This window comes from Ectobacillus sp. OTK, from assembly GCF_059698935.1.
The window spans coordinates 885,610-908,070 of the sequence record NZ_AP048547.1 but is presented as its reverse complement, the minus strand read 5'-3'; the positions used below and the strand labels follow the sequence as shown (position 1 = coordinate 908,070).

Annotated in this window: 19 protein-coding genes and 3 pseudogenes; 15 read left to right on the top strand and 7 right to left on the bottom strand. The window is 37.4% G+C overall.

Features of this window, described 5'->3' with window-relative positions; all coding sequences use genetic code 11:
• Positions 1-3 precede the first annotated feature (3 nt).
• From AC6HZ4_RS04490 to AC6HZ4_RS04480, 3 genes and pseudogenes are all read left to right on the top strand, one after another.
• The gene (locus AC6HZ4_RS04490) at positions 4-414 is read left to right on the top strand and encodes a MerR family transcriptional regulator (RefSeq protein WP_497493828.1); all 411 of its coding nucleotides are present in this window, start codon (positions 4-6) and stop codon (positions 412-414) included.
• Between the two features lie 16 nt (positions 415-430).
• Positions 431-1,124: pseudogene (locus AC6HZ4_RS04485) on the top strand (zinc metallopeptidase); the annotation flags it as partial.
• A gap of 68 nt (positions 1,125-1,192) precedes the next feature.
• Positions 1,193-2,512 (top strand): hemolysin family protein, encoded by a 1,320-nt coding sequence (locus AC6HZ4_RS04480; RefSeq protein WP_497493827.1) that lies wholly within the window; start codon positions 1,193-1,195, stop codon positions 2,510-2,512.
• 708 nt (positions 2,513-3,220) lie between these two features.
• On the opposite strand, the gene AC6HZ4_RS04475 is transcribed toward AC6HZ4_RS04480, so the two are convergent.
• Positions 3,221-3,406 carry a hypothetical protein gene (locus AC6HZ4_RS04475; RefSeq protein WP_497493826.1) on the bottom strand — a complete coding sequence of 62 codons (186 nt, stop codon included), beginning with the start codon at positions 3,404-3,406 and terminating at the stop codon, positions 3,221-3,223.
• A gap of 892 nt (positions 3,407-4,298) precedes the next feature.
• Here AC6HZ4_RS04475 and AC6HZ4_RS04470 point away from each other — a divergent pair.
• The gene (locus tag AC6HZ4_RS04470; RefSeq protein ID WP_497493825.1) at positions 4,299-4,406 is read left to right on the top strand and encodes a transposase; all 108 of its coding nucleotides are present in this window, start codon (positions 4,299-4,301) and stop codon (positions 4,404-4,406) included.
• Positions 4,407-4,703: 297 nt separating this feature from the next.
• Here AC6HZ4_RS04470 and AC6HZ4_RS04465 read toward each other — a convergent pair whose 3' ends face one another.
• Positions 4,704-5,312, bottom strand: a complete 609-nt coding sequence (locus tag AC6HZ4_RS04465; RefSeq protein ID WP_497493824.1) for a DUF4352 domain-containing protein — start codon at positions 5,310-5,312, stop codon at positions 4,704-4,706.
• 775 nt (positions 5,313-6,087) lie between these two features.
• Positions 6,088-7,032: a COX15/CtaA family protein gene (locus tag AC6HZ4_RS04460; RefSeq protein WP_497493823.1), complete on the bottom strand. Its 945-nt coding sequence runs from the start codon at positions 7,030-7,032 to the stop codon at positions 6,088-6,090.
• A gap of 1,110 nt (positions 7,033-8,142) precedes the next feature.
• Here AC6HZ4_RS04460 and AC6HZ4_RS04455 point away from each other — a divergent pair.
• Together AC6HZ4_RS04455 and AC6HZ4_RS04450 are read left to right on the top strand one after the other, a co-directional pair.
• On the top strand, positions 8,143-8,754 hold the full coding sequence (locus tag AC6HZ4_RS04455) for a beta-class carbonic anhydrase (RefSeq protein WP_497493822.1): 612 nt from the start codon (positions 8,143-8,145) through the stop codon (positions 8,752-8,754).
• A complete protein-coding gene (locus AC6HZ4_RS04450; protein WP_497493821.1) occupies positions 8,755-10,506 on the top strand; it encodes a SulP family inorganic anion transporter in 1,752 nt (583 codons plus the stop codon).
• On the opposite strand, the gene AC6HZ4_RS04445 is transcribed toward AC6HZ4_RS04450, so the two are convergent.
• Positions 10,496-10,621 carry a hypothetical protein gene (locus tag AC6HZ4_RS04445; protein WP_497493820.1) on the bottom strand — a complete coding sequence of 42 codons (126 nt, stop codon included), beginning with the start codon at positions 10,619-10,621 and terminating at the stop codon, positions 10,496-10,498. The two genes, AC6HZ4_RS04450 and AC6HZ4_RS04445, sit on opposite strands and share 11 nt — an antisense overlap.
• A 160-nt stretch (positions 10,622-10,781) precedes the next feature.
• On the opposite strand from AC6HZ4_RS04445, the gene AC6HZ4_RS04440 reads away from it, so the two are divergent.
• The 9 genes and pseudogenes from AC6HZ4_RS04440 (at position 10,782) to AC6HZ4_RS04400 (ending at position 19,124) form a co-directional block, all read left to right on the top strand.
• Entirely contained in the window at positions 10,782-10,964 is a 183-nt protein-coding gene (locus tag AC6HZ4_RS04440) for a hypothetical protein (protein ID WP_497493819.1), read from the top strand.
• Positions 10,965-11,337: 373 nt separating this feature from the next.
• Entirely contained in the window at positions 11,338-11,898 is a 561-nt protein-coding gene (gene lepB / locus AC6HZ4_RS04435; RefSeq protein ID WP_497495597.1) for a signal peptidase I, read from the top strand.
• A 186-nt stretch (positions 11,899-12,084) separates the two neighbouring features.
• A pseudogene (locus tag AC6HZ4_RS04430) lies at positions 12,085-12,657 on the top strand (IS4 family transposase); the annotation flags it as partial.
• 336 nt (positions 12,658-12,993) lie between these two features.
• Positions 12,994-13,530: a helix-turn-helix transcriptional regulator gene (locus tag AC6HZ4_RS04425; protein ID WP_497490796.1), complete on the top strand. Its 537-nt coding sequence runs from the start codon at positions 12,994-12,996 to the stop codon at positions 13,528-13,530.
• 16 nt (positions 13,531-13,546) lie between these two features.
• Positions 13,547-14,929: a tyrosine-type recombinase/integrase gene (locus AC6HZ4_RS04420; protein WP_497490795.1), complete on the top strand. Its 1,383-nt coding sequence runs from the start codon at positions 13,547-13,549 to the stop codon at positions 14,927-14,929.
• Between the two features lie 29 nt (positions 14,930-14,958).
• On the top strand, positions 14,959-17,136 hold the full coding sequence (locus tag AC6HZ4_RS04415) for a site-specific integrase (protein ID WP_497490794.1): 2,178 nt from the start codon (positions 14,959-14,961) through the stop codon (positions 17,134-17,136).
• The gene (locus tag AC6HZ4_RS04410; protein WP_497490793.1) at positions 17,105-17,587 is read left to right on the top strand and encodes a hypothetical protein; all 483 of its coding nucleotides are present in this window, start codon (positions 17,105-17,107) and stop codon (positions 17,585-17,587) included. The genes AC6HZ4_RS04415 and AC6HZ4_RS04410 overlap by 32 nt, the downstream gene beginning before the upstream one ends.
• 117 nt (positions 17,588-17,704) lie before the next feature.
• Positions 17,705-17,938 (top strand): annotated as a pseudogene (locus tag AC6HZ4_RS04405) (transposase); the annotation flags it as partial.
• Positions 17,939-18,203: 265 nt separating this feature from the next.
• Positions 18,204-19,124, top strand: coding sequence for a cation diffusion facilitator family transporter (locus tag AC6HZ4_RS04400; protein ID WP_497493818.1), 921 nt, complete (start codon positions 18,204-18,206; stop codon positions 19,122-19,124).
• Between the two features lie 221 nt (positions 19,125-19,345).
• On the opposite strand, the gene AC6HZ4_RS04395 is transcribed toward AC6HZ4_RS04400, so the two are convergent.
• The 3 genes from AC6HZ4_RS04395 to AC6HZ4_RS04385 all read right to left on the bottom strand — a co-directional run bounded on the left by AC6HZ4_RS04395 (position 19,346) and on the right by AC6HZ4_RS04385 (position 22,394).
• Positions 19,346-19,936 carry an HD-GYP domain-containing protein gene (locus AC6HZ4_RS04395; RefSeq protein ID WP_497493817.1) on the bottom strand — a complete coding sequence of 197 codons (591 nt, stop codon included), beginning with the start codon at positions 19,934-19,936 and terminating at the stop codon, positions 19,346-19,348.
• Positions 19,937-20,365: 429 nt separating this feature from the next.
• Positions 20,366-20,527, bottom strand: coding sequence for a hypothetical protein (locus AC6HZ4_RS04390; RefSeq protein WP_497493816.1), 162 nt, complete (start codon positions 20,525-20,527; stop codon positions 20,366-20,368).
• Positions 20,528-20,963: 436 nt separating this feature from the next.
• Positions 20,964-22,394: an IS4 family transposase gene (locus AC6HZ4_RS04385; RefSeq protein ID WP_497490925.1), complete on the bottom strand. Its 1,431-nt coding sequence runs from the start codon at positions 22,392-22,394 to the stop codon at positions 20,964-20,966.
• Positions 22,395-22,461 lie beyond the last annotated feature (67 nt).

Here is a 22,461-nt window from a genome sequence, read left to right as displayed (position 1 = left end):
AAATTGTACCGAATCGGAGAGTTGTCTCAATTGTCTCAAGTCTCGAAGCGAACCATTGATTATTATACGAATTTAGGCTTATTAACCGCACAGCGTTCAGATTCCAATTACAGATATTACGATCAATCAACCTTAGATAAACTGCGGATAATTGAAAAATATAAGCAAATGCACATCCCTCTTGGTGAAATAAAAGAGCTCATGAAAGAAAAGCAGACTGTTATGCAAAACGAAGCACCTGCAATAGACAAAGTAGGGGAACTCACAAAACATATTCATCAGCTGGAGGATGAACTTGAACAAGTTCATTCATTGTTGAAAGATTTGAGTGAGGAGCAAAGACAGGAACTAAGAAATCAAACATCTGGACATACATCCGTTTTAATGCGAACACTTTTATTATTTTTACTATAAAGGAGACAGGAAAAATATGTTGTTTCACCCCATGGGCTTTTTTGATTTTGATTGCGGTTGGTATATCTGTGTGAGCCGCAATTTAAAGTGAAAAGGAGTTTTAATACATGGTCGGAAGTGCGTGCATCTTCCTGTTTGAGTGGTGTAGAAGTAGCGCGGCGCATATTAGCATATTAGATAATAATGGACTGCACCATATACCAATTGAATTGGTGCCGGGGCGTTTATCAGATCATTATGACCCGATGGCAAAAACAGTACGCTTGTCTGAAGATATATATTACGGTCGTTCCATTGCATCTGTATCGGTGGCGGCACATGAAGTAGGACACGCTATTCAACATGACAAATCATATGGATTTTTGGCGTTGCGTCATCGTATGTTTCCGCTTTTAAACTGAACATCTAGAGCCACTCCATTCTTATTATTAGGCGAATTTTTGTTTCAAGCACTATCTCTTAGTGGAATCGGTATTTTATTTTTCTCTATCACAGTTGCGTTTCAATTGATTACATTGCCGGTTGAGTTTAACGCAAGTTCTCGTACTAAGAAGCTTATACTGGCAGAAGGTATGATTCATGAAAGCGATGCGAAGAGTATTAATAAGGTGTTAGGAGCATCGGCTCTGACATATGTAGCAGGAGCTTTAGTTTCTGTATTAGAGCTTATCAAATATATCACGATTTTCTTCCAAGGCAGTGAGGAAGAGTGTAAGGATACGAAAAGATTCCCTATACAGGAGGTGGATCTCTTAGTTCATCGAACTAAGGGGATTAGTTGGAGGTATTTAATTTGATTCTCATAGCGATTTTAATCGCTTTTACAGGTTTCTTTGTCGCATCCGAATTTGCGATGGTAAAAGTTCGAGGCAGTCGGATTGACCAGCTTGTTGCGGAAGGAAAAAGAGGAGCGTTGGCTGCAAAACGGGTAACCTCACACTTGGATGAGTATCTATCAGCATGTCAGTTGGGGATTACTGTCACCGCCCTCGTTCTTGGATGGCTTGGTGAGCCAACTATAAAGCATATTCTGGATCCGATTTTTAAAAAATGGAATTTTTTAGATGCTGCTGCAAATACGATTTCGTTTATTGTAGCTTTCTCGCTCGTTACGTTTTTACACGTAGTGGTAGGAGAACTTGCGCCAAAAACTTTCGCCATTCAAAAAGCGGAACAGATCACCTTACTGTTTGCAAAACCTTTAATTTGGTTCTATAAGATCGCTTACCCGTTTATTTGGGCATTAAATGGATCGGCACGTGTAGTAGTAGGGATTTTCGGTTTGAAACCAGCTTCTGAGCATGAAGTAGCACACTCGGAAGAAGAGCTTCGGTTAATCTTGTCAGAGAGTTATGAGAGCGGGGAAATTAACCAAGCTGAGTATAAGTATGTGGAGAATATATTTGAATTTGATAATCGGATTGCCAAAGAAATCATGGTACCAAGAACAGAAATTGTTGGCTTATATACAGACGATACTATCGAAACACAAATGACCATTATTTCAAAAGAAAAGTATACCCGTTACCCAGTCTTCGGAGAAGACAAAGACGACATCATTGGGATGGTTAACGTCAAAGACTTATTCATCCGTCATATAAGTGGACAAAAAGATAAAACACAATCCATCGAATCGTATGCTCGTCCCGTAATTGAAGTGATGGAAACCATACCGATTCACGACTTGCTATTACAAATGCAGAAAAAACGTATTCCACTTGCTGTTTTATATGATGAATATGGTGGTACGGCTGGAATTGTCACATTAGAAGACATCTTAGAAGAAATCGTTGGAGAGATTCGTGATGAATATGATGAGGACGAGCAACCGCCAGTTCAACATATCAGTGAGTATCATAAAATTGTGGACGGAAAGGTGTTAATTTCAGAGATTAACGACTTGTTCGATCTTTATATCATTTCTGACGATGTAGATACAATTGGAGGATGGATCATGGTACAAGACCATGAGGTTCAAGAAGGGCAGATCATAGAAGCCGATGGCTACGAGTTTAAGATACTGTCAAAAGATATGCACCAGATCAAACGAATTGAGATTCGCAAAACACAGTTGGAACAACAAACAGCAACCTCTTAAGTTGCTGTTTGTCTCCGTAGATTACATTCATACATACATGTATCACAATGCAAAAGGATAAAATATGAGGTAGAGACAAACATGTTTAAGAAATTTTTAGCTCGTTTTGGGAAAGGTGCCGCTACGGTTGATTTGCGTTTTGAAAATTGTCCCTACTCTGCTGGAGAAACAGTACATGGCTGATTCATGTTGAATTCCTCCTTTAGAGTGATAATCGAGCATTTGTTATCTTCCTACTTCAAATTCCCACTTATTCATCAAAGTTCCGAATATCGATTTGGAATTGAACATGCAACTATACAAATTGAAAAAGGAACATTTGATTGTTCTCTTCTCCTGAAGATTTGATATAACAATTAGAGCTAACAGCAAGTTCTAATAGGCTTGCTGTTAGCTCTATACTAAAAAGTACTGTACCCTTATATGTAAGGTGGCTGTTTATGGAGATTCGGAAAGTTATAATTGTTGTATCTTGGTGTCCATTATCATGTGTCTTCTTGTCTTCTACTTGCATTTTCATCTTCCTATTTTAATTTACCCACTTCTTTTTGAGCTTGGAATCAGAAAAGTTTTTGTATTTCAATTCTCAAAGACTCCTTCAGAAGAAGAGAAATAAGATTCGTCTTTTTTCCTATTAGTGGTACCGCTATACCGCTACATGCCCATATAACTCATATTAGCTTGTTTTTGTTTATATAATTTGTGTTACTAAAAATTGTTTATATTTAATTTTCTTCTTTCTTTCCTTACAATCCAACTTCCTATAAGGTTCATAATTATTCCTATAGTCATAACACCTATACTTACTCTTGCGTTTTTAATTATTATCTCGATAAATACTACGCTTAATACAATTAGAAATCCCATCCCTTTTAGTATTCTTCCTTTTTTCACGGTCTCCTCCTATTTGTATATAAAGTATTATCGAAACAAAAAATAAAGTCGATTGTAGGGATCGTCTTCTTAGTGGTGAAAAGAATCTGCTTGCTGCGGAACGTTTGAAAATCGGTTAATCGCGACTATGATCTTTACTGTACTTGTTATCAAAGTTGGATGTTGCTGCCTTTGTGTTTTGGAGATTATCGGCAGATGTAAGAAATTCCTGTTTGAAGTGGATCGTATTTTTATTTATTGTAAATGTTATTCGTAATTACTTCACTAGAAGTATATCCAGCAGTGTTAAATCTGCTATCCTCTAAATCCTCTAAGGTATGACGAAGATTATTTGATTGATTTTTCATGTTGAACCTCCTTATTAAGATAGATGTAGTATGTCCTTGTTCAAGGAGTTTCATGATGGATGCCTCTTACGTCCCCTTTTTTTAGTTCTAGTATTGAAAGACTTATTGTTACATAACAGAAGTTATCGTAAGTTGATTTCTGTACATATATCCTAGATTTTGAGAGGTTCTACGGTTTTTGGTAACTATTATTGGAGAAACACCTGTAAATGTTCTGCATACAGGCAACTACTTTGCCGTTCATCAAATACAATACACTGGATGCGGAACAAACAAAGGCATGGAAGAAGGAGATCGGTCGTATAGAAAATATGACATATGAGGAGGATTATGATGAATGGGTTTATGCAAATGGAAAACGACTGACATTCCAGAGGGGAACCAAAAGACAATCGGATAACGAGTATATGTCGGTGAAACGTGTATATCGGTGCAGAGATTGTCAAGGCTGCCACTTCCAAGTTTCATACGCTAGAGAAAATGACACCAAAACCATAATAATTTCTCTAGAGAACCAGAAGTAACGAAAAGAAGTCCGAGAACGCTTGGCAACGGAGGAAGGACAAGCAAAATACAGACAACGGAAAATAGAGGTAGAGCTCGTATTTGGTCAAATCAAACACAATCGTCGCTTCAACCGATTTTCCCTATGAGGGCTCGCAAAAAATCAGATATATTGGAGGCTTATTTGTATTGCCTACAATTTGAAAAGTGGGCAACGCAAACCAAAATATAAGTAGTCTGGAGTCTTGAAAGTAAGAAAAGCTTCAAGGATTGTTCAGATATATCCAAAACAAAACAGAAGCTATCCCCAAAAGGTTGTATTTAGTAACCTTTTTGGGATAGCTTCGTTGTTATATATCTTTCGGGTGTTAGCTATTAGCTGATTGTTTGATTTTGTGTGCCCTTGTTATTGTAAATGCAAAGAGGGGCTATCACTAAAAAGCCAGTTACTGTAACGGTACTTTATAAGAGTTATTAATGATAATGTAAGCATTGCCGCTCCCATAAGTATCTTGAGGAACCTCAAACAATCTACTGCCTTGTACCGTAACTCCCGACTCTAGCCCACTCATTAATCTCATATCATTAGCGCCTGTTTCTGCAGCATAATGAGTACTAGCATCCTCGTTAGACACAAACTCATTACCATTTGCATCTATTAGCTTCATGTCAGGGAGAAAAGAAGATCTAACTAGCTGATTAGAGCTATTTTTTATAGAATATCGTACTCCAATGAAAGAGAATCCCTCTTTTGATTTTTCTTTCCCAAATCCAACTCCCACCATATCCTTTTGCTCAATTGATTCAATTGTAATCTGCACACCAGAGGTTTGGATAGGTACTCCAATGTTCACACTAGATAGATCTTCAGGCTGTTTTTTCGTTCTTTCGTCTCCAGTATTTAATTGTTGGAGTCTCTCTTTCGTGCCCTTTTCGTCATTTTGCTTCTCCAAAGACAGGTTTTTCTCCCTTGTAGTTGTAGCATTATTGCAAGCAGCTAACAAAGAAATAAGTAGAAACAATTGAATAAAGCAAACTAATATTCGCTGATACATATTTTCGTGCCCCTTTATCCGAGAGTATGAGTACATACTACTAACGGATATTATGAGAAAGCGGACTCCTTGTTATTCCTATCCTCACTAAATTTTTTGGTAGTAGCGGCTGTATATTGTATGTTTTGAGCAATACACATTTCCCCGAAAAGGTTTTAAACATGTAAAAGAGTCTAAAGTGAAATAACATGAAGAATCCTATGTACAAACGTTACATAAAAAACTTGTTGGGTTACCAGATAATCCTGATGAAAAACAGTTTGATATACTGTAAACGATATATTTAGTAAAATAAGTACCACTAAAAGAACTTGATAGCGTCTCATGTCCATCTCTCCTTTAAGTCTTATTATCATTATAATAGTTTTGAGATGTAAATGTACGATTGGGAACAAGTGCTAAAAAAAAAGTTCACGATTCATCGTAAACTTTTTCTTTTTGTCTGTAGGGGATAGTCCGAGATAAGTCCAAAAATGGTCATTCATATGGATATAAATGTAAAATGATATGTTATCAAAGTTTTTGTAACAAAAATGAATAACTTTGTTACACCTGTTCTTGAAAATTAATATTTGGAAAATACTGTATTATCGTGACCTAGTTTTGCACATATTTCGGCTGAACCCCAATTATGTTTGCACTAGAATCCTTTTACAAATCAATATAATTTAAAAACCCTCTTTGCATGGCAAAAAGGATTTCATTTTTTAAGTAGATAATAAAAGATAAGCTCTATACTTATCTTTTATAGAATATATACGTTTGGATAGTAACACTAGAGAATTTGTTCACTTTTTGTATATTCCTTACTATTTTTAGCACTATGTTGACTACGTGAGGCTAATAACATCAAATAACTAAATACACTAAACAATAACGTAATGATTAACGAATGTGCGAGGATAACATATAAATTCATTTGTGTTACGACAATAAGGATACCAGTGGTTGCTTGTGACAGCACAAGAATCATTGAAATAATCATGCTGTACTTCATGACACGGTACTGACGATACTCCTTCCATGTTACATAAGTGACATATCCAATCCAGATAACAAGTAGGAGCGCTAAGGAACGGTGTCCTAGTTGAACAAATTCTCCCTTTGTGTGAGGAAAGATCAACGTTCCATTACGAAAAGGAAAAGGAGGAAGAGAGAGCTCTGCCCCTACACGGCGTACCAACGCTCCTGAGTAAACTACTATATACGTATAAATGGACAATGCATAAAGATTGATTCGCATTTTCTTATCTATTACCAAATGTCGAGCATCAAACTTTTTATCCACTTCAAATATCAGTAAGGCAAGCAATACCACTGCAGCGTATGAAATTAGAGAAATACCAAAGTGCAAGGCTAAAACATATGGGTTTTGCCCCCATACTACCGCAGCAGCACCCATTAATGCCTGAATAATAAGAAATAAAACAGCTGTAATGGCAAGAGGTCTGGTTTCTGGTCTTTCTTTAATAAAAATAGAAGCTAAAATAGCAAGAGTAAACACAAAAATAGTACCTATAAAGGTTGTCGCTCTATGTGCAAATTCAATTAGTTTTTGCGGGGTAACATCAGAAAGTTTCACAAGTTGTCCATCACAAAGTGGCCAAGATTGTCCACAACCATCCGCAGAACCTGTGTTTGTTACTAATACCCCTCCTATTACAACAAAAGTCATAGAAAGTATGGTCAAAACGGCAAGTACTTTTAAAAATTTCTTCAAGCTAAGTTTCCCTCCTAGATGTACGTATATGAAGAATTTAACTATAGTAGTTAAGAATTAAGTACTAAATTTACATATCCTCTTGAGTTTTACTATAACATTAGAGATCACATTCTTTATTATGATTAGATCTACTTTAAAATGAAATCGTTCTAAGTAAAAATACATATTATTGACAAAAATCAGTCTGCATGAACGAAACGGTTCTGGTGCTAAAATTAAAAATCGATGGAAATTTATTTAGTTCATCAGAATCGTGTATATTCTGAAGTATTTATTTCTATATTTTGTATGCTTATGTGCTTGTTTGACGTTGTTTGGATTTTTACCTACACATTAGTTTACTTAGCCCGATACCAGCGCAGCCGAAACAGACCACAAAGTAAAAGGAGGAAAAGTTCCTGAAACTGTGAGTATCGAAACCTTATTTTCTCTCTAAGCTTCTTCGTCCGCTGGATAAGAAGGGAAATACTATTGCTATGTTACAAAGTTTTAATACCATAGATAAAAATGGGAGCGCTTTAAAAAGCGTAACGAACTTGTTAGAAATCATGCATAAAATATTCACAATTTTCTTTTAAAATGGCTATGCCAATAGATTAATTCGTAACTACTTAGGCTCCCTAGAGATGCGCAAGATAAATAGAGGATACCAAGTGGCATCCCCTGCTTATCAGGCAGGCAGCCATGTGATGGTTCTAGTCTCTCCGTATCCCTTTAGAGTGTGAAAAATGTATTTTCCTTGTTTCCTTAAAGTGCCGATCACACTTCGGACACGTAAGTAATATGCTCTATCAAAAAATTTATCTTTGTTTTCACTCTCTTTTCACTCTTTGTCCGTATAGTAGAATCGGTAAGAAGCAATGAGATCACTTGCATATAGAAGCCTAGAAGAAAAAATCGTAATTACTCACACCCTTGTTTATGTGGCTGGAAACAAGCTTCATTGCCTTTATCAATCTACTTGTAGTGTGAACCGGGGATACGGGAGATAAACCTAGGAAGCAAGGGAAATGAAAAACGACGTTGAGGTGGGAGTAGCTGAGTAGTTACATCAATTCTTTAATTAACACTACGAAAAAGTTGGCAGATAAAAGGAGGAAAAAATCTATGTCTACGATTTCGAAAATTCTCGATTATAACAAAGCTTTTGTAGATCAAAACAGGTATGAAGAGTTTCAGACTACAAAGTATCCAGATCAAAAAATAGTCATCCTAACCTGCATGGATACTCGTTTACTGGAATTGCTTCCGAAAGCAATGGGATTGAAAAACGGGGATGCAAAAATAATCAAAAACGCTGGTGCTGTTGTTTCTCACCCTTTTGGCAGTATTATGCGCAGCATCCTCGTCGCCATTTATGAACTGAAAGCTGAAGAAGTGTGTGTGATCGGTCATCATGGCTGCGGTATGGTAGGCCTTCAGGCATCCTCTATTCTTGAAAAAGCAAAGCAGAATGGAATTGACGAGGATCGAATCGATACCCTTACAAACGCCGGAATCGATTTGGTCAAGTGGCTGACCGGTTTTCCGTGTGTTGAGGAAAGTGTCGCCAATAGTGTCCGTGTAATTAAAAATAACCCTTTAATTCCGGGAAATATACCGATCCATGGGATGGCTATCGATCCTGAAACGGGGAAATTGGATCTGGTGATCGATGGGTATGCAGATGTCAATTCGAACGGTACGAACATACCCATTCTGGGAAGCAGGGGTGTTTAAATGATCACTTCTAGCCGGTTTAACGGATATAACTTAGGCCGTTTTCAAAAAGATATCGTAGCTGGATTGATCGTTGGGGTTGTGGCGATTCCTTTAGCGATGGCCTTTGCCATTGCTTCAGGCGTAAGACCGGAATACGGACTTTATACTACGATTATTGCCGGAATTTTGGTTTCTCTTTTTGGCGGATCGAAATATCAAATTGCAGGTCCAACCGGGGCCTTTGTCCCGGTCTTATTGGGAGTGGTGATGCAGTTTGGCTATGAAAAATTGTTGATCGCCGGCTTCTTGGCAGGGATTATGATTTTTCTTTTGGGTGTGTTCAAATTGGGGAGATTTATCAAGTTTATCCCTCATCCTGTTATCATCGGCTTTACTGCTGGAATTGCTGTGATTATCTTTTCTGGCCAGATTGCCAATTTCTTAGGACTTAGCAACTTGAAAAAAGAGGAAACATTTCTTTTAAATATGAAGGAAATTTTGTTGAATCTAAATACGATAAACGCCTACAGTGTTCTGGTAGCAGTTATCAGTTTGTCGATTGTTATTTTGGCGCCAAAATATATGCCAAAGATCCCTGGAGCACTGTTGGGATTGATTGTATCAACTCTAGTCGCTGCTTTTTTCTTCCCTAATGAAGTCGCAACCATTGGATCGACTTATGGAGCGATTCCGAGTGAATTGCCGAACTTTCAGTTTCCGCAGATTACTGGAAGTTTAGTAATCGAACTCCTTCCAGCCGCTTTCGTTATTGCGATGCTTGGAGGAATTGAATCCTTATTATCTGCTGTAGTGGCAGACGGCATGACCAACAGTAAGCATAGCAGCAATAAGGAGCTGATGGCACAAGGATTGGCCAATATGATTACGCCTCTATTTGGAGGAATCCCGGCTACTGGCGCCATCGCACGAACAGCAACAAATATTAAAAACGGTGCTGCCTCCCCTTTATCCGGTGTGATCCATGGGGGTGTAGTATTACTGGTGTTAGTCATGCTAGCGCCATATGCCTCGGCCATTCCGTTAGCTAGTATGGCGCCTATTCTTATGTTTGTCGCATGGAATATGAGTGAACGCAAAGAGTTTGCCCATATCTTAAAAACGAAAACCATGGATTCGCTCGTATTAATCGCTTCCTTCCTGTTAACCGTATTTGTCGATCTGACAACAGGGGTTGGGGGAGGTATCCTTTTAGCTCTTCTGGCATTTGTTCGAAAAATGAGCGGTACGTTGAAAGTGTCAAAGGTTTTGCCGGATCCAACTGATAAACTAGTCAAACCGGAAATCGTGCAGCGAGGTTCTAACTGCCCGCAAATTAGTATTTATACATTAGAAGGCCCGTTATTCTTTGGATCCACAGAACGGTTTGAAGAAGAACTAGAAGAAATTCTTCGTTCGAAACCGAAAGTACTTCTATTAAGAATGAGCAAAGTTTCATTCATTGATACCTCGGGAGAAGCACTCCTCACCAAGATTGTGAAGCAATTAAAGAACCAAAAACAACAGGTGATGATCTCTGGCATCCAACAGCAGCCGAAAGAATTACTTTGGACAACCGGGTTGCATAAAAAAATAGGAGAAAAATACTTTTTTGAACATACCGGGGATGCGCTTAATTCCGCACTGGCACAATTAGAGAAGAATACGTGCATAGGCTGTAAACAGTTTGCTTTTAGCGAATGCTCGAAATTGTCCCACCAACCGGTGAAGACAAAACAAATAAAAAAATCACTCGTTACCTCTACAACCTAATCGGGTTTCCATTATCAGGGCACAGAGTTACCAAGTTTTTAGTTTCAATAAAGTGGTTTTCTATATAATAAAAAGAGGCTGACCTTATTTTTAAGGTTGGTTTCTTTTCTTTCATTTAAATCCCTCCTACTCACTAATTGTTTAGTTTTTATTCTTTCCAATTTTTTAAGAAACAATTATTTTCTTTATCATAAACCCCAATTACCACTATTTAGATTAGAGGATTCATTTTAATTAATTTCAGAAAAGCAATAATAAAAGTGGAGGTGATACTTTTGACTAAACAAAATCAATTCCCTTTAGCAATGAATGACATGGGTGTACCAGCAGAAATAAGTCCCATTCAGAAGGACATATCGAATACTGAATCAAAGGAACCAATTGTTGAAGTGAATCAACCTTTTAAATCACAAGACCCGCTAGAGATCAGAAACCCTTTATCAGTAACTTTAATCTAAAAAATAAACGGGGCTGCCCCATAGCCATCAAATTAAAGTTCACAAGCTAAAAGCTTTTCAAGCTGTGGAGAAAGTCTTCTCCACAGCTTATTTTGGTGCGCCTGGCAATGGGTCAAAGTCCCGAGCCGCGAAGGCAGTAGTAGCGGTTAGCTTCACGCAAGGGCGTCCGTGGTGACGCGGAATCTGAAGGAAATGAGCGGCAAATCTCTGGTCCGAGGAACACATTCTTCATAACGTAAGAACAATAAGGTTTTAACTTTCAGAAACTATGTATATGCTCTATATAAAGGTTGTCACGGTGGCTTTTACCATGATAATCTTTTTACATACCATAAAAGATTGAAGGATGGATAGAGAGTTGAAGAAGAATATAATGCAAGAGGCGTGGAGCTGGATCAGCTCTTTTGCGGTCTCTTTGGTGCTCGCTATAGTGGTAAGCGTGTTTGTCGTTCAACCCTATAAGGTGGAGGGGCATTCTATGGACCCTACCTTGGCAGATCAAGAGCGAATCATCGTCTCTAAGTTGCCGCACACTTTTTTGCGCGAGCCTGAGTACGGTGATATTGTGATTATCGATAGTCGCTTAGGTAGAGAGCGCACATTTAAGGATGATTTTCTAGAAAATCCGTTGCTGCAGTTTTTAGCTACAGGCGAAGGTGGTCAATCTCTTTATGTGAAACGTGTGATAGGCAAGCCGGGTGATGAGCTTGAGATCAGGCAAAACAAGCTGTATCGAAATGGCCAAGCGTTGGATGAACCGTATATTAAAGAAGCTATGTACGTTGGGATTAACGAAAAATGGGTAGTGCCAAAAGGCTGCGTTTTCGTGATGGGAGATAACCGAAATAATAGCCGGGATAGTCGGCAGATTGGATATGTTCCTTTAGACCATGTGCTTGGAAAAATGGTTTTAGAAATTTCCTGGACGAAGTAAAGCAAGCAATAGGGCATGCATGTGCTGCTTTCGTTTTGCCTTCACATTGTTTTTAAGGTAAAAAAGGGTGTTTCAAAAGCTGAACTAGTACCTGTCAAGTAGACACCCAAAAGAGAGTTCCCTTATACGGCATGAGTCAGGTATTGTACTGGACTCATGCCGTATTTAAGTTGATGCAGGGTATCCATTTCAGGTGAGTTACAGCTTTTTTCTCAAGAACTACAACGACATCTAGCACCCCAAGCTCTTCAAAAGCTTGCAAGGGAAGCTGGGTTTACAAAACTTAAAAGTAAATATCAATCTCAGGAATTAGTAGCACTTTGCGTGTGGTTGAGTCAAAAAGTTGCAAGTACATCTTTAACACATTATGTAGCCGCTTAGAAAGCTTATACGGGAGTGCTCATGAGTCCAGAAGGACTTAATAAGCGATTCAATACGCGAGCTGTATAATTTCTTCAACAACTATTTTCGCATCTTTTTACTCAAAAGCTATACGCAGCCGAAACGCTGCCTTATAGTTACATCACTTTATTTAAGCAGATTCGCATATTAGATTCCACTACCTTTCAACTCCCGGACACCTTTGCTTCTGCTTACAAAGAATCTGGAGGAAGTAGTCATACGGCCGGTATTAAAATTCAACTCGAATATGATCTCCTAAACGGACAGTTTTTACACCTTGATACGAGACCTAGAAAACAAAATGACCGAACCTACGGTTCTGTATGCTTACAAACTGTTCGGGAGAAAGACTTATGTTAATATGTAATACTGAATCTAAGATAATTAAAGAAATATAAGTATTACTACACGACAACCTATGTTGTTTAACAATGTAGTTTTAAGGCGTATCAACACTTTGCTTGATACGCCTATTTTTTATGATTTTTTCTTCGTTTTATCACTACATTTTGGGGATTTATCGAGACTTTTATCGCTACATTTACCCTTTTTATCACCACTTTTATTACCACAATAATTTAATTATAGATAATGGAAATTAATGGTTGACCTTCCTTCATTATACACCTTAAAATAGAACATATATTCTATTTAACAACATAATGAGTTCATTCATTTTCAAGGAGGGTTCGCATGGAAAAGTATTTCTCAGTTAAAGAAGTAACAGCCCTTTTGGGCTACAAAAATGAAGAAACTATAAAAAGAAAGATAAAAGATGGGATGTTTCCAGGTGCAATCCAAAACAGCCGTAAAGAAGGTTGGAGGATACCTGCAAGTGATGTGGCAGCCCTAACGAGTTCCTCCCAAAAAGCTGCCCAGAGTAATAGCACATCAACCCCTACAGATTACAACAAGTCTGAAATAATCAAATTGGCATACCAAGTTGCAACTCTTACTTCCCTTTCAGAAGAAGTACATAAGGTTCTTAGCTCTTTGCCGTTGGAACGTGCACTTGAAATTTGTCTCATTATAAGGCAACAAAGTAGACCTATTGATGACCCATACAAGTTTGTAAAAGCAGCTAAAACGAAGAATTGGATGCCAGATCCGATTACAAACGGAGAAAAAAAGAAGTTGGTCGATTTCACCCAACGTGACTATGAATCGCTGGGATCAAAGGGACAACGGACAGGAACGATTCCTTTATACAATTGGTTAGAACAGGAATAAAGGTGGATTGATAGAGGTGGAAAGTTTGTATCATCACGTAAAATGCCCCGAAGGGGTAAAAGCTAGGAAGTTTAAATTGATTGTACTGGATAAACACCTTAAACCATTCCTGCCTCTCACGGTTTTTTATAAAGAGGCATTAGGCAGAATTGCAGAAAGTAGTGCCGAGTCCTATCTAAAAACACTCTATACCTTTTTCACCTGGCTGCATACTGGCAGTAATTATCAAGAAAGAACTGTAAAGTGGGATGATGAACCCCACATTGTACGGGTAGCCATAGAGGATTTTTTGATGCATGAAGCTCATTGTAAGGTTACAACAAGCGATAGCAAAACGTATTACAATGTAAAGCTAACAAATAAAAGTCCTAACACTGTCAGCCGATTGTTAAGTGCTTTAAAATCTTTTTACAAAATCATGATTCATGTAAGGATGTATCCTTATCCCAACCCCCTAATTGATGCACACGCCATTTTAGAAGAGCACCAAGCCCTAAAGGAGGGTGTTAGGGAAGGAAAACCTAGAATGCCTAAAGAGGCAGGTACAGAAGAACCTTTACCTAAAAGTGCTCGAAGATTAACCGACTCTTATTTTAAGGTCCTAAATGGTGAGTGGAAACCTCAGATTATTGATGATCCTCACCTCCCCTCTATGATTTATAAGGCTGGGGAGGACAGTAAATGGAAGCTTAGAGATGAAATTATTACTACAATGTTATTTCAAACTGGGGCAAGAGCAAGAGAGGTTATTGAGCTTACATTTGGTGACTATCGTGCTAGGTATGACAAGGGTGAATTTGCCACCTTTAATAAGGGAAGTCATGGAAAAAGAACAAAGTTTTTGAAAGTAGATAATGACACGTTAAAACTACTTGATCGTTATATCCATGGTGAGAGAAAGAAAGTTGATAAAAGTGGTTTAAACATGAATGACATTCCTGATGAAACTCCGATATTTCTTAATCAGTATGGAAATCCCTACACTTATGATGCCTTTCTAAAAAACTGGTCAACTATGATGGAAAAAGCAGAAATAAAAATCAATATTCATAAAACTCGTCATTGGTTCGTGACCCGTAGTATTCGGCTGATTCGCGAAGAATACAAGGATAAAGCAGAACAGGACAAGGCAATTAAACGATTACGAATTTATATGAATTGGAGTGCAAAAGCAGACACAATGAAAGTCTATGAGCACTACGTTGATGAAAAGGATTATGTGGTAGAGCAGCATGATAGATTGCTAGAAAAGATGAAAAAGGAACAGGAGGAGTATTTAAATCAGATAAAACCTCGTAAGAGGGCTAAACAACCTTCGGTTGAACCTCGAAATAAGGTCGTTCAAATGCCTGAAAAACAACATGAATTGATGGATTTTATTAATGAATTGAATAGTTAAGCTATTAATTAACCTAAGGGTGTGGGAATGTGATTGATGAATTAGAAAGTAAACCATGGTATCAAGAATTAAAAGGCGAGGTTGATGACAACATCTTTGTCTATCAGGATAAACGAGGTTATCTTTGGGACAAGGTTAACCCTGAGCATCTACGTTACTTCAAAAACAACTGTTGTGGTTATCTTTTTACAAACCACTTAGCATTAGGGTTGATGGTAAACTCCAATCAAAACTTAGACCCTAAGACTATTTTCACTGGTTTATATGTTGTAACTGTTGGTCTCAAAGAACTCTTTCAAGAACTCAAATTAGCAAATTTTAATGATTTTGATATAGATATACATCTGTCCGATTATTTACGAGAGGAGATTCTCCCTTCCCATTCAGATAACAAGAGAAGAGTATTCTTTAATGAGTATAAAGGTGTTGTCAAAAAGGTGCATAAGTGGCATTCGACCAAGTTGACAAAGGAACAACAAGAAGTGTTCGCCCCTTTTTTACTCCCTCGAACATACCTAGATAGCAGAGATTTTAAAGTTAACAAAACAGCCAAGGAAGCAGCGAAAAGTAAACGGAAGTCTGAAACAGACGCAATTTCCAAAGACTTTATAAAAATCCGTGCCGAAGGTGGGTTCCGTCTAAATCAGGTTAGGCGATTGCGGCAGAAATACCTTGAAGCTGTGGAATTAGTAAAAGCTAACGATTATCCTCTTCCTTTTGAATTTGCTTATGTTGAAAATGAGGAACGTGGAGATATATCAAAGGAGCTCTTTTCCTTTCGATTATGGGATAAACCGTCTTTCGTACTTCATCATAGTGATAATTATCGTGTAACTACAATCAAAAACGCGGAGAAACGAAGATTTACTTATTCAGATGAAAACAACGAATACTTCGTCGAGTTTTTAAAGGCAGAAATATTAGATGACGAAACTGGTGAACCAGTAGGAGAAACTGATGGTTTTTGGTTTTTTCCCATTTTAGAACATCAACTAGTCGGAATGTGGTACCAATCTTTAAGTGAAGAACAAATAAATGAGAGACTGAAAATACTTGAGATGTACGGATATAGGGAACCGGATTCAAAAGGTATTAATGAGCCTTTCCAGCCTAATCACAAAGGTATTTTAGCACAAGGGGCTTTTATAACTAACTCTCAGGAATATGCCGATGGCATTTTAATGAACGTTGAGGTTTTGTATATTACAGCTCTCTTTGGTGCGATAGCACTAGATATATTTACGTCTTCAGGTGCAAGGTTAGGTGAAGTGGTACAAGTCCATTTTGGGATTGGGTGTTTAGATCAGGGAAGTATCACCGACCCAGAAACAAATGTAGTAAAAACATCCTACATGTTTAGAGCTATTCCGAAAGGAAGAGATGAGCTTGCAGTCTTTTATGTTAACAAAGATACTTTTGATTTAATAAAGGAAATTGCTTTGTACCTTAGAGATGTACACTATAAAGGCTCAATTCCAAAAGTGGAATTTAAATATTATAAAAGACATGGTGCATCACGACCAGAACAACCCTATTTATTTCAGTTTCATGGTAAGCATTTTGAAAATAAGACTTTTGCATGCGTTTTAAACTTCATCTGTTTTGGATTGATTTATGAAACACAAGACAAGAAGTTGGTAAAGTTGAAACCACACTTATTACGCCACGGTTTTGCGACACATGCGGTACAAGCAGAGGAACTTCCGATTGATGTCGTAGCAATGATACTCAATCAAAAGGATATAGAGGTTACAGGATATTACTCTCAACCTACCCAAAGCCAAGTAGCAAATGTCGTAACTGATTTTCACACTTCCATGAATACTCAAGTTGACATGATGAGAGAAGTTTTGAGGCAACCAGAAGAGCTACAAGCCCTTTTTGAACGTCAAAGAGAGATTAGTGGACCTTTTAGTAAAACTGTTGGGGGTACATGTGTTACTAACAAGATTTGCCCAATAAAGCTTGCATGTGTAGGTTGCGGTACTAAAATACCCGAACCAGAACAAAAGCATGAATTACTTGATTATCTAGAATGGGCAGAAAAAACGAAGGAATATTACGAGGAAAAAGGTTTTAATCTGGAAGTGATGAAAATGAAAAAAACCATACATGATGCGAAAGTTGAATTGAAAGAAATAGCATTAATCGAAGAGTATAGGAGAGATAAGAAGAATGAGCCAAGACTTATCATTAGAAAACCATAAAAGTGGCTTAGAGAGTGAGTATGAGAAGCGAAGGGTTAACTCCTTTGAGCTAGGTAGAAAAGCAATAGATGCCCTCCTTGCGGAGGGCAAAGAAGTTACCTTGCACAATGTATCTAAGAAGACAAAAGAACTTGATGAACAAGGCAAAGGGATTCATTTTAACACTATTAGAAATCATGAAGAACTCTATGCGTATTATAAAGAAAAGAGTAAGAGCTATAAGAAAAAACAAAAAGAACTCGAAAAACATCTTCCCTATCGGGAAAATGAAAAACATACTTTTCACGAGTTTGAACAATTAAAACCTGACAGGAATTTAAAGAATGTTTATAGACAGTATATGCGTCTAACGAAGTCCGAATTAGCAACGCGTTTAATAGAAGCCGAGCAGTATATCGCGGAAGGAAATCAGGAGTATTTGAAAAAGTTATTTGAGACGTATGAGGGATAAAAATTGAATTAAAACCATAAATTGTCGTGGTAAAAAAACAAAAACATGTCGTGATAAAAGGAGTGGATTCCCCACTCCTCTTTCATTTTTCTTTTAATTGTTAAACAACATATCCTTACTGTTAATTCAAGCCTCAAACTTCATTTCTCTTGTCTTTCAGTAAAAATTCGTGACTTAGGCTATTTTGACCTAAAGGTTCTTGAAAACATAGACATGAGAGATGCTTACTATATTTCCCGTTTAAAATTGAACAATCGTGTGTATCAGAGAAACCCAAACCCTGAGTACTTTAAAGATGGAAAGGTAAAGAAACAGTCTGAGTATATTCAGTTAAATATGGAAGAGTTGCTTAGTTAAAAAAACTGAGCCCATTAGGGCTTATTTGTCATGGACATTTTTACATCTTGGTAGCTAAATGGGTAAAAAATAAATAGTGTATGTACAAGGTAGGACTTATTACTCACTTAGGTTGATGGCGATGCGTCAGAACCCTATAGAGAACTTTTTATGTATATTCCATTTATTTCAAGCGAACCTAAGTTTAAATGATGATATTACAACAAGCAATTAGTCGTGCTTGTCAAGATTGACTATTTTGATAAAGGGGAGTGAAAGCATGTCACATAATCATGCTCATGGTCATCATGGACATCACCATCATGGTCCGGCTAATTACGGATTTGCATTTGGATTTGGGATTATTTTAAATACTATTTTTATTATTGTTGAAGTAGTATACGGAATTTTAGGAGATTCCTTAGCCTTGCTTGCTGATGCAGGACACAATCTGAGTGACGTTCTTGGATTAATCATCGCATGGATTGCCGTTTGGCTAGGGAAAAAAGCTCCTACCGAAAAACGGACTTATGGGTTTAAAAAAAGCTCTATTTTGGCTGCACTCTTTAACGCTATTTTCTTGCTCGTAGCCATAGGGGCTATTGCTTGGGAGGCAATTCAAAGGTTTTCCTCCCCTGCACCAGTTGCTGGAAAAACAGTCATCATCGTTGCTACCATTGGCATAGTGATTAATACAATTACAGCTTTACTTTTTATGTCGGGTAGAAAACATGATTTAAATATACGTGGAGCATTTTTACATATGGCTGCTGATGCTTTAGTTTCGCTTGGGGTAGTAATAGCAGGTTTTATCATTATAAGGACGGGTTGGCAATGGATGGACCCCTTAGTAAGCCTTGTAATTGCCGTTGTCATTCTTTTTGGAACCTGGGGTTTATTACGTGAATCATTGGACCTATCGCTTGATGTGGTTCCAGAAGGAATTGACTTAAATAAAATTAAGAATTATTTAAAAGACATACCAACCATTATTGAAGTACACGATTTACATGTATGGGGAATGAGCACGACCGAGGCGGCATTAACTGTCCATTTAGTACGTTCTGAAACAGAAGATAATGATATCTTGCTTCAAAAATTAACAAAGGAACTACATGACCAATTTGGAATTGAACATGCAACTATACAAATTGAAAAAGGAACATTTGATTGCTCTCTTGCTCCTGAAGATTTGATCTAACAATTAGACCTAACAGCAAGTTCTAATAGGCCTGCTGTTAGGTCTATACTAAAAGTGGTACTATACCCTTATATATAAGGTGGCTGTTTATGAAGATTATGAAGGTTCCTAGCCAATAAAACATGGATAGGATTTTTGAAAAATAAAAATAGCCCCGCTTGGGGCTGGTCGACGCAACATTCGAAAGCGGCAGTCAATATATCAATATACGTGTTTTAGTTTTACTTTTCTTTCTGGAAAAGGCTAAGAAAAACATCAGTAATTTGAGGGTCAAATTGTATCCCTTTATTTTTTCGAATTTCATAAAGAGCTTTTTCCAAATCAAATTCCTGTCTATAAACACGTTTGGAAGTCATTGCATCAAAGGTATCAGCAATCGCAACGATTCGAGCAACTAAGGGAATTTCACTTCCTTTTAGCCCCTTTGGATAACCTTTACCATCGTATCTTTCGTGATGATATAGAACAATATCTAAAATGCCATTTTTATTAAAATTTGAAACATGTTTAATCATTTCATATCCAATAACTGGATGTATCTTTATAATATCGTACTCTTCATTAGTTAATTTCCCAGGCTTTTTTAATATATGTTCAGGAATACCCATTTTTCCGATATCATGTAGTAGCCTCCCCATATGGATAGTATGACATAGAGCTTTAGATAATTTCATTTGTTCAGATATTTTTAAAGCAACTTGTGCTACATTCCCAGAATGATGTAATGTGTAAGAATCTCTGGAATCCAAGACATTGACAAGGACTAATAGCAATTCTAAATTATTTTCTTTGATTTTCTGATAGTTCTTCATTAATCCAACTGAGATAAACGTTATTAAAAAATATGTGAACAAATAAGTAAGAAAAGTGGCTATGTTATATGCTGCTGATTCTGATATGAAAAAAAAACGACACAGAACCACCAAAGCAGTGAAGAAGAATAAAAACCACACGGATTTATTATAAAAACCGAGACCTAAAAATATTACGGCAAGAATATAAATTATAAACAAATTCTCGTTATGTTTAAAAAAGCGCTGTTTAGAATGATACTCATAAACAAAATCGTAAAAAAACCATAACGAAAGTAGATAGGATTATCTAACTGTATATGAAATTTATTGTACATAATTTGCTCCTTCGTAAAATACAGTTACTAACAAAGATATACCGCATGCGTATACCGTATTGATATGAAGTTTATATAACCGGGCATTATAGATAATTAAAACAGATGATTTTTAATGTTTGATGAAGATATCATACAGCATATACAATAGACAGATCCCGAATAAAATTGCTCCTCCAATAGTAGGAGATCCATGAAAAGTACGGTTTGCAAAATCATCTGTTTGCATAGCGCTCTTTTCTTTTTCCTTCTTTTTTTGTTTCTCTTCTGCCAATACAATTTCCCCCTACAGGAACTTCCTTTTGTTTTATTGTATCAGGTTTTCCCGGAGGGAAGACCATGTATATTCCATACAGTGCTAGTTGACATAATATATCGGAAGTGGGATTCCCAGGGAATCCGCGCTGACACCGGGTTTCTCCCATTCTCGGACATTATCAAATATGTAGGATTTTATGAAATGCCCATTCGGCACAGCTTTTGGCCTCCCAATCCTTTGACAAGTCTCTCCCTACTTTTTGCATAAAACCCTGTATATTTTTTGGGATATACTTTAGTTACTCTAAAAAGGGGTGCCACCACATCGCCATCAAGGTAATTTTGTGTAAGGCGACTTTTTGTTAAATTCTATTGCACTTCTAGAATATATAACTTGAACTATTTAAAAATTGGCATACCAAATAAACCCCCACGGGTGAAGTTTTTTTTGCTTAAGCCGCTTGGTTGTCAGACATGGTATACTGATATACGACACCCAATATATCAAAGACTGTTTTCTTCTCGTACCTATGAGATTTTCGCCCGTTACGCTGTAGGAGGTTGAACAGGCGAAGTAGAATCCTTGATATTTCTGTGGTGTCTTTTTCCATGGCTTTATGTAAAAGAGGGAAATAATCCATAATCATATACATTGCTTTATATTCACTTAGCTCCCGTTTTTTCTTCACAAGAAGTAACTGCCGCATTTGAAACATCGTAGAAGAACAAAGTAAGATGGCTATTAATTGGCCATACAAATGACACTCTAATCGCTCGCGCTTCACCTTTTTACAATGATCAATCTGAAAGAACGATTTCCATATTTTGAACAAAATTTCTATTTGCCAACGTAAGGAATACAAATCATGGACATGTCCCGTCGGGACAATATCAGTAGAGGTGTTCGTCGTATATACATTTATCCCACTCAACCGTTTACTACGAGGAGAATACGTCATCCCTTTCTTTTTCTCACGAACTGCTTGATCTTGTAGGCGTTTTTTCTGTTGTTCTTCTGTAAGACGATGAACAATGACACGAGCCGGCAATTTTTCAGCCATTCCAATATAGGCGTCTGGTATTTCATAGGTTTGTCCTGGTTGCAGAGTGTTCATCAGGTCCTCCATATCTAGTTGGATATACTGAGATCCTTTTTTGATTCTTCCATCTTGAAAATACTCAGGATTCGGATTTTTCTGGTATACGCGTGTATTAGATTTGATACGAGAGATATAGTATGCTTGCTGCTCTTGTATGTGTTGAAGATCTTTGATATGAAAATAGCCTAAATCCCGTATGCACAAGTCCTTTGCTTCTACAGAAGGTACACAGAGAGAACCGTAGGTACGATCGTGTTGTTTACCCGGCCCCATATGAATATGAAGGAATTGTCCACTTAGAAGATCATATTCCAATTGAATCTTAATACCAGCCTTATGGCTGCATCCTCCAGCCCCTGGATAGACGGATGCAAAAACATTTGGCAGTTGAAATGCAGTGGAGTCTAGTATACGAATCCGCTGAAAAGTAGTTGCATACTGAGGTGAAAATATTCTTGATGCAGATAGCTTTTGGGTGAGGAGCTGAGTTAATATGTGCTGTAAAAACTCTACAGCGTTGGTATTAAACCGTTGATTGAGTCCTTCAGGACTCATAAGTATGCCTGTTGCTGCTTCTAAACCGCTACATAACTGGGTCAAGGAGGTTTGAGCCACACTCTGACTTATCCATACACATAAAGCTGCTAGATCTTGTGCTCGATATTTACTGGTTCGTTTTACAAATCCGACTTCTTTAGCTACATGTTGTAAATGAGTTGGTGATACATGTCGTTGAAGCTCTTCTGCAAATAGCTGTAATTCTTGAGATACAGAACACGTCATACAAAAATGCGCCATCCTTTCCATGGTGATAGAGAAAGAATAACGCATTTTTTTCGTTTTGGGGGTA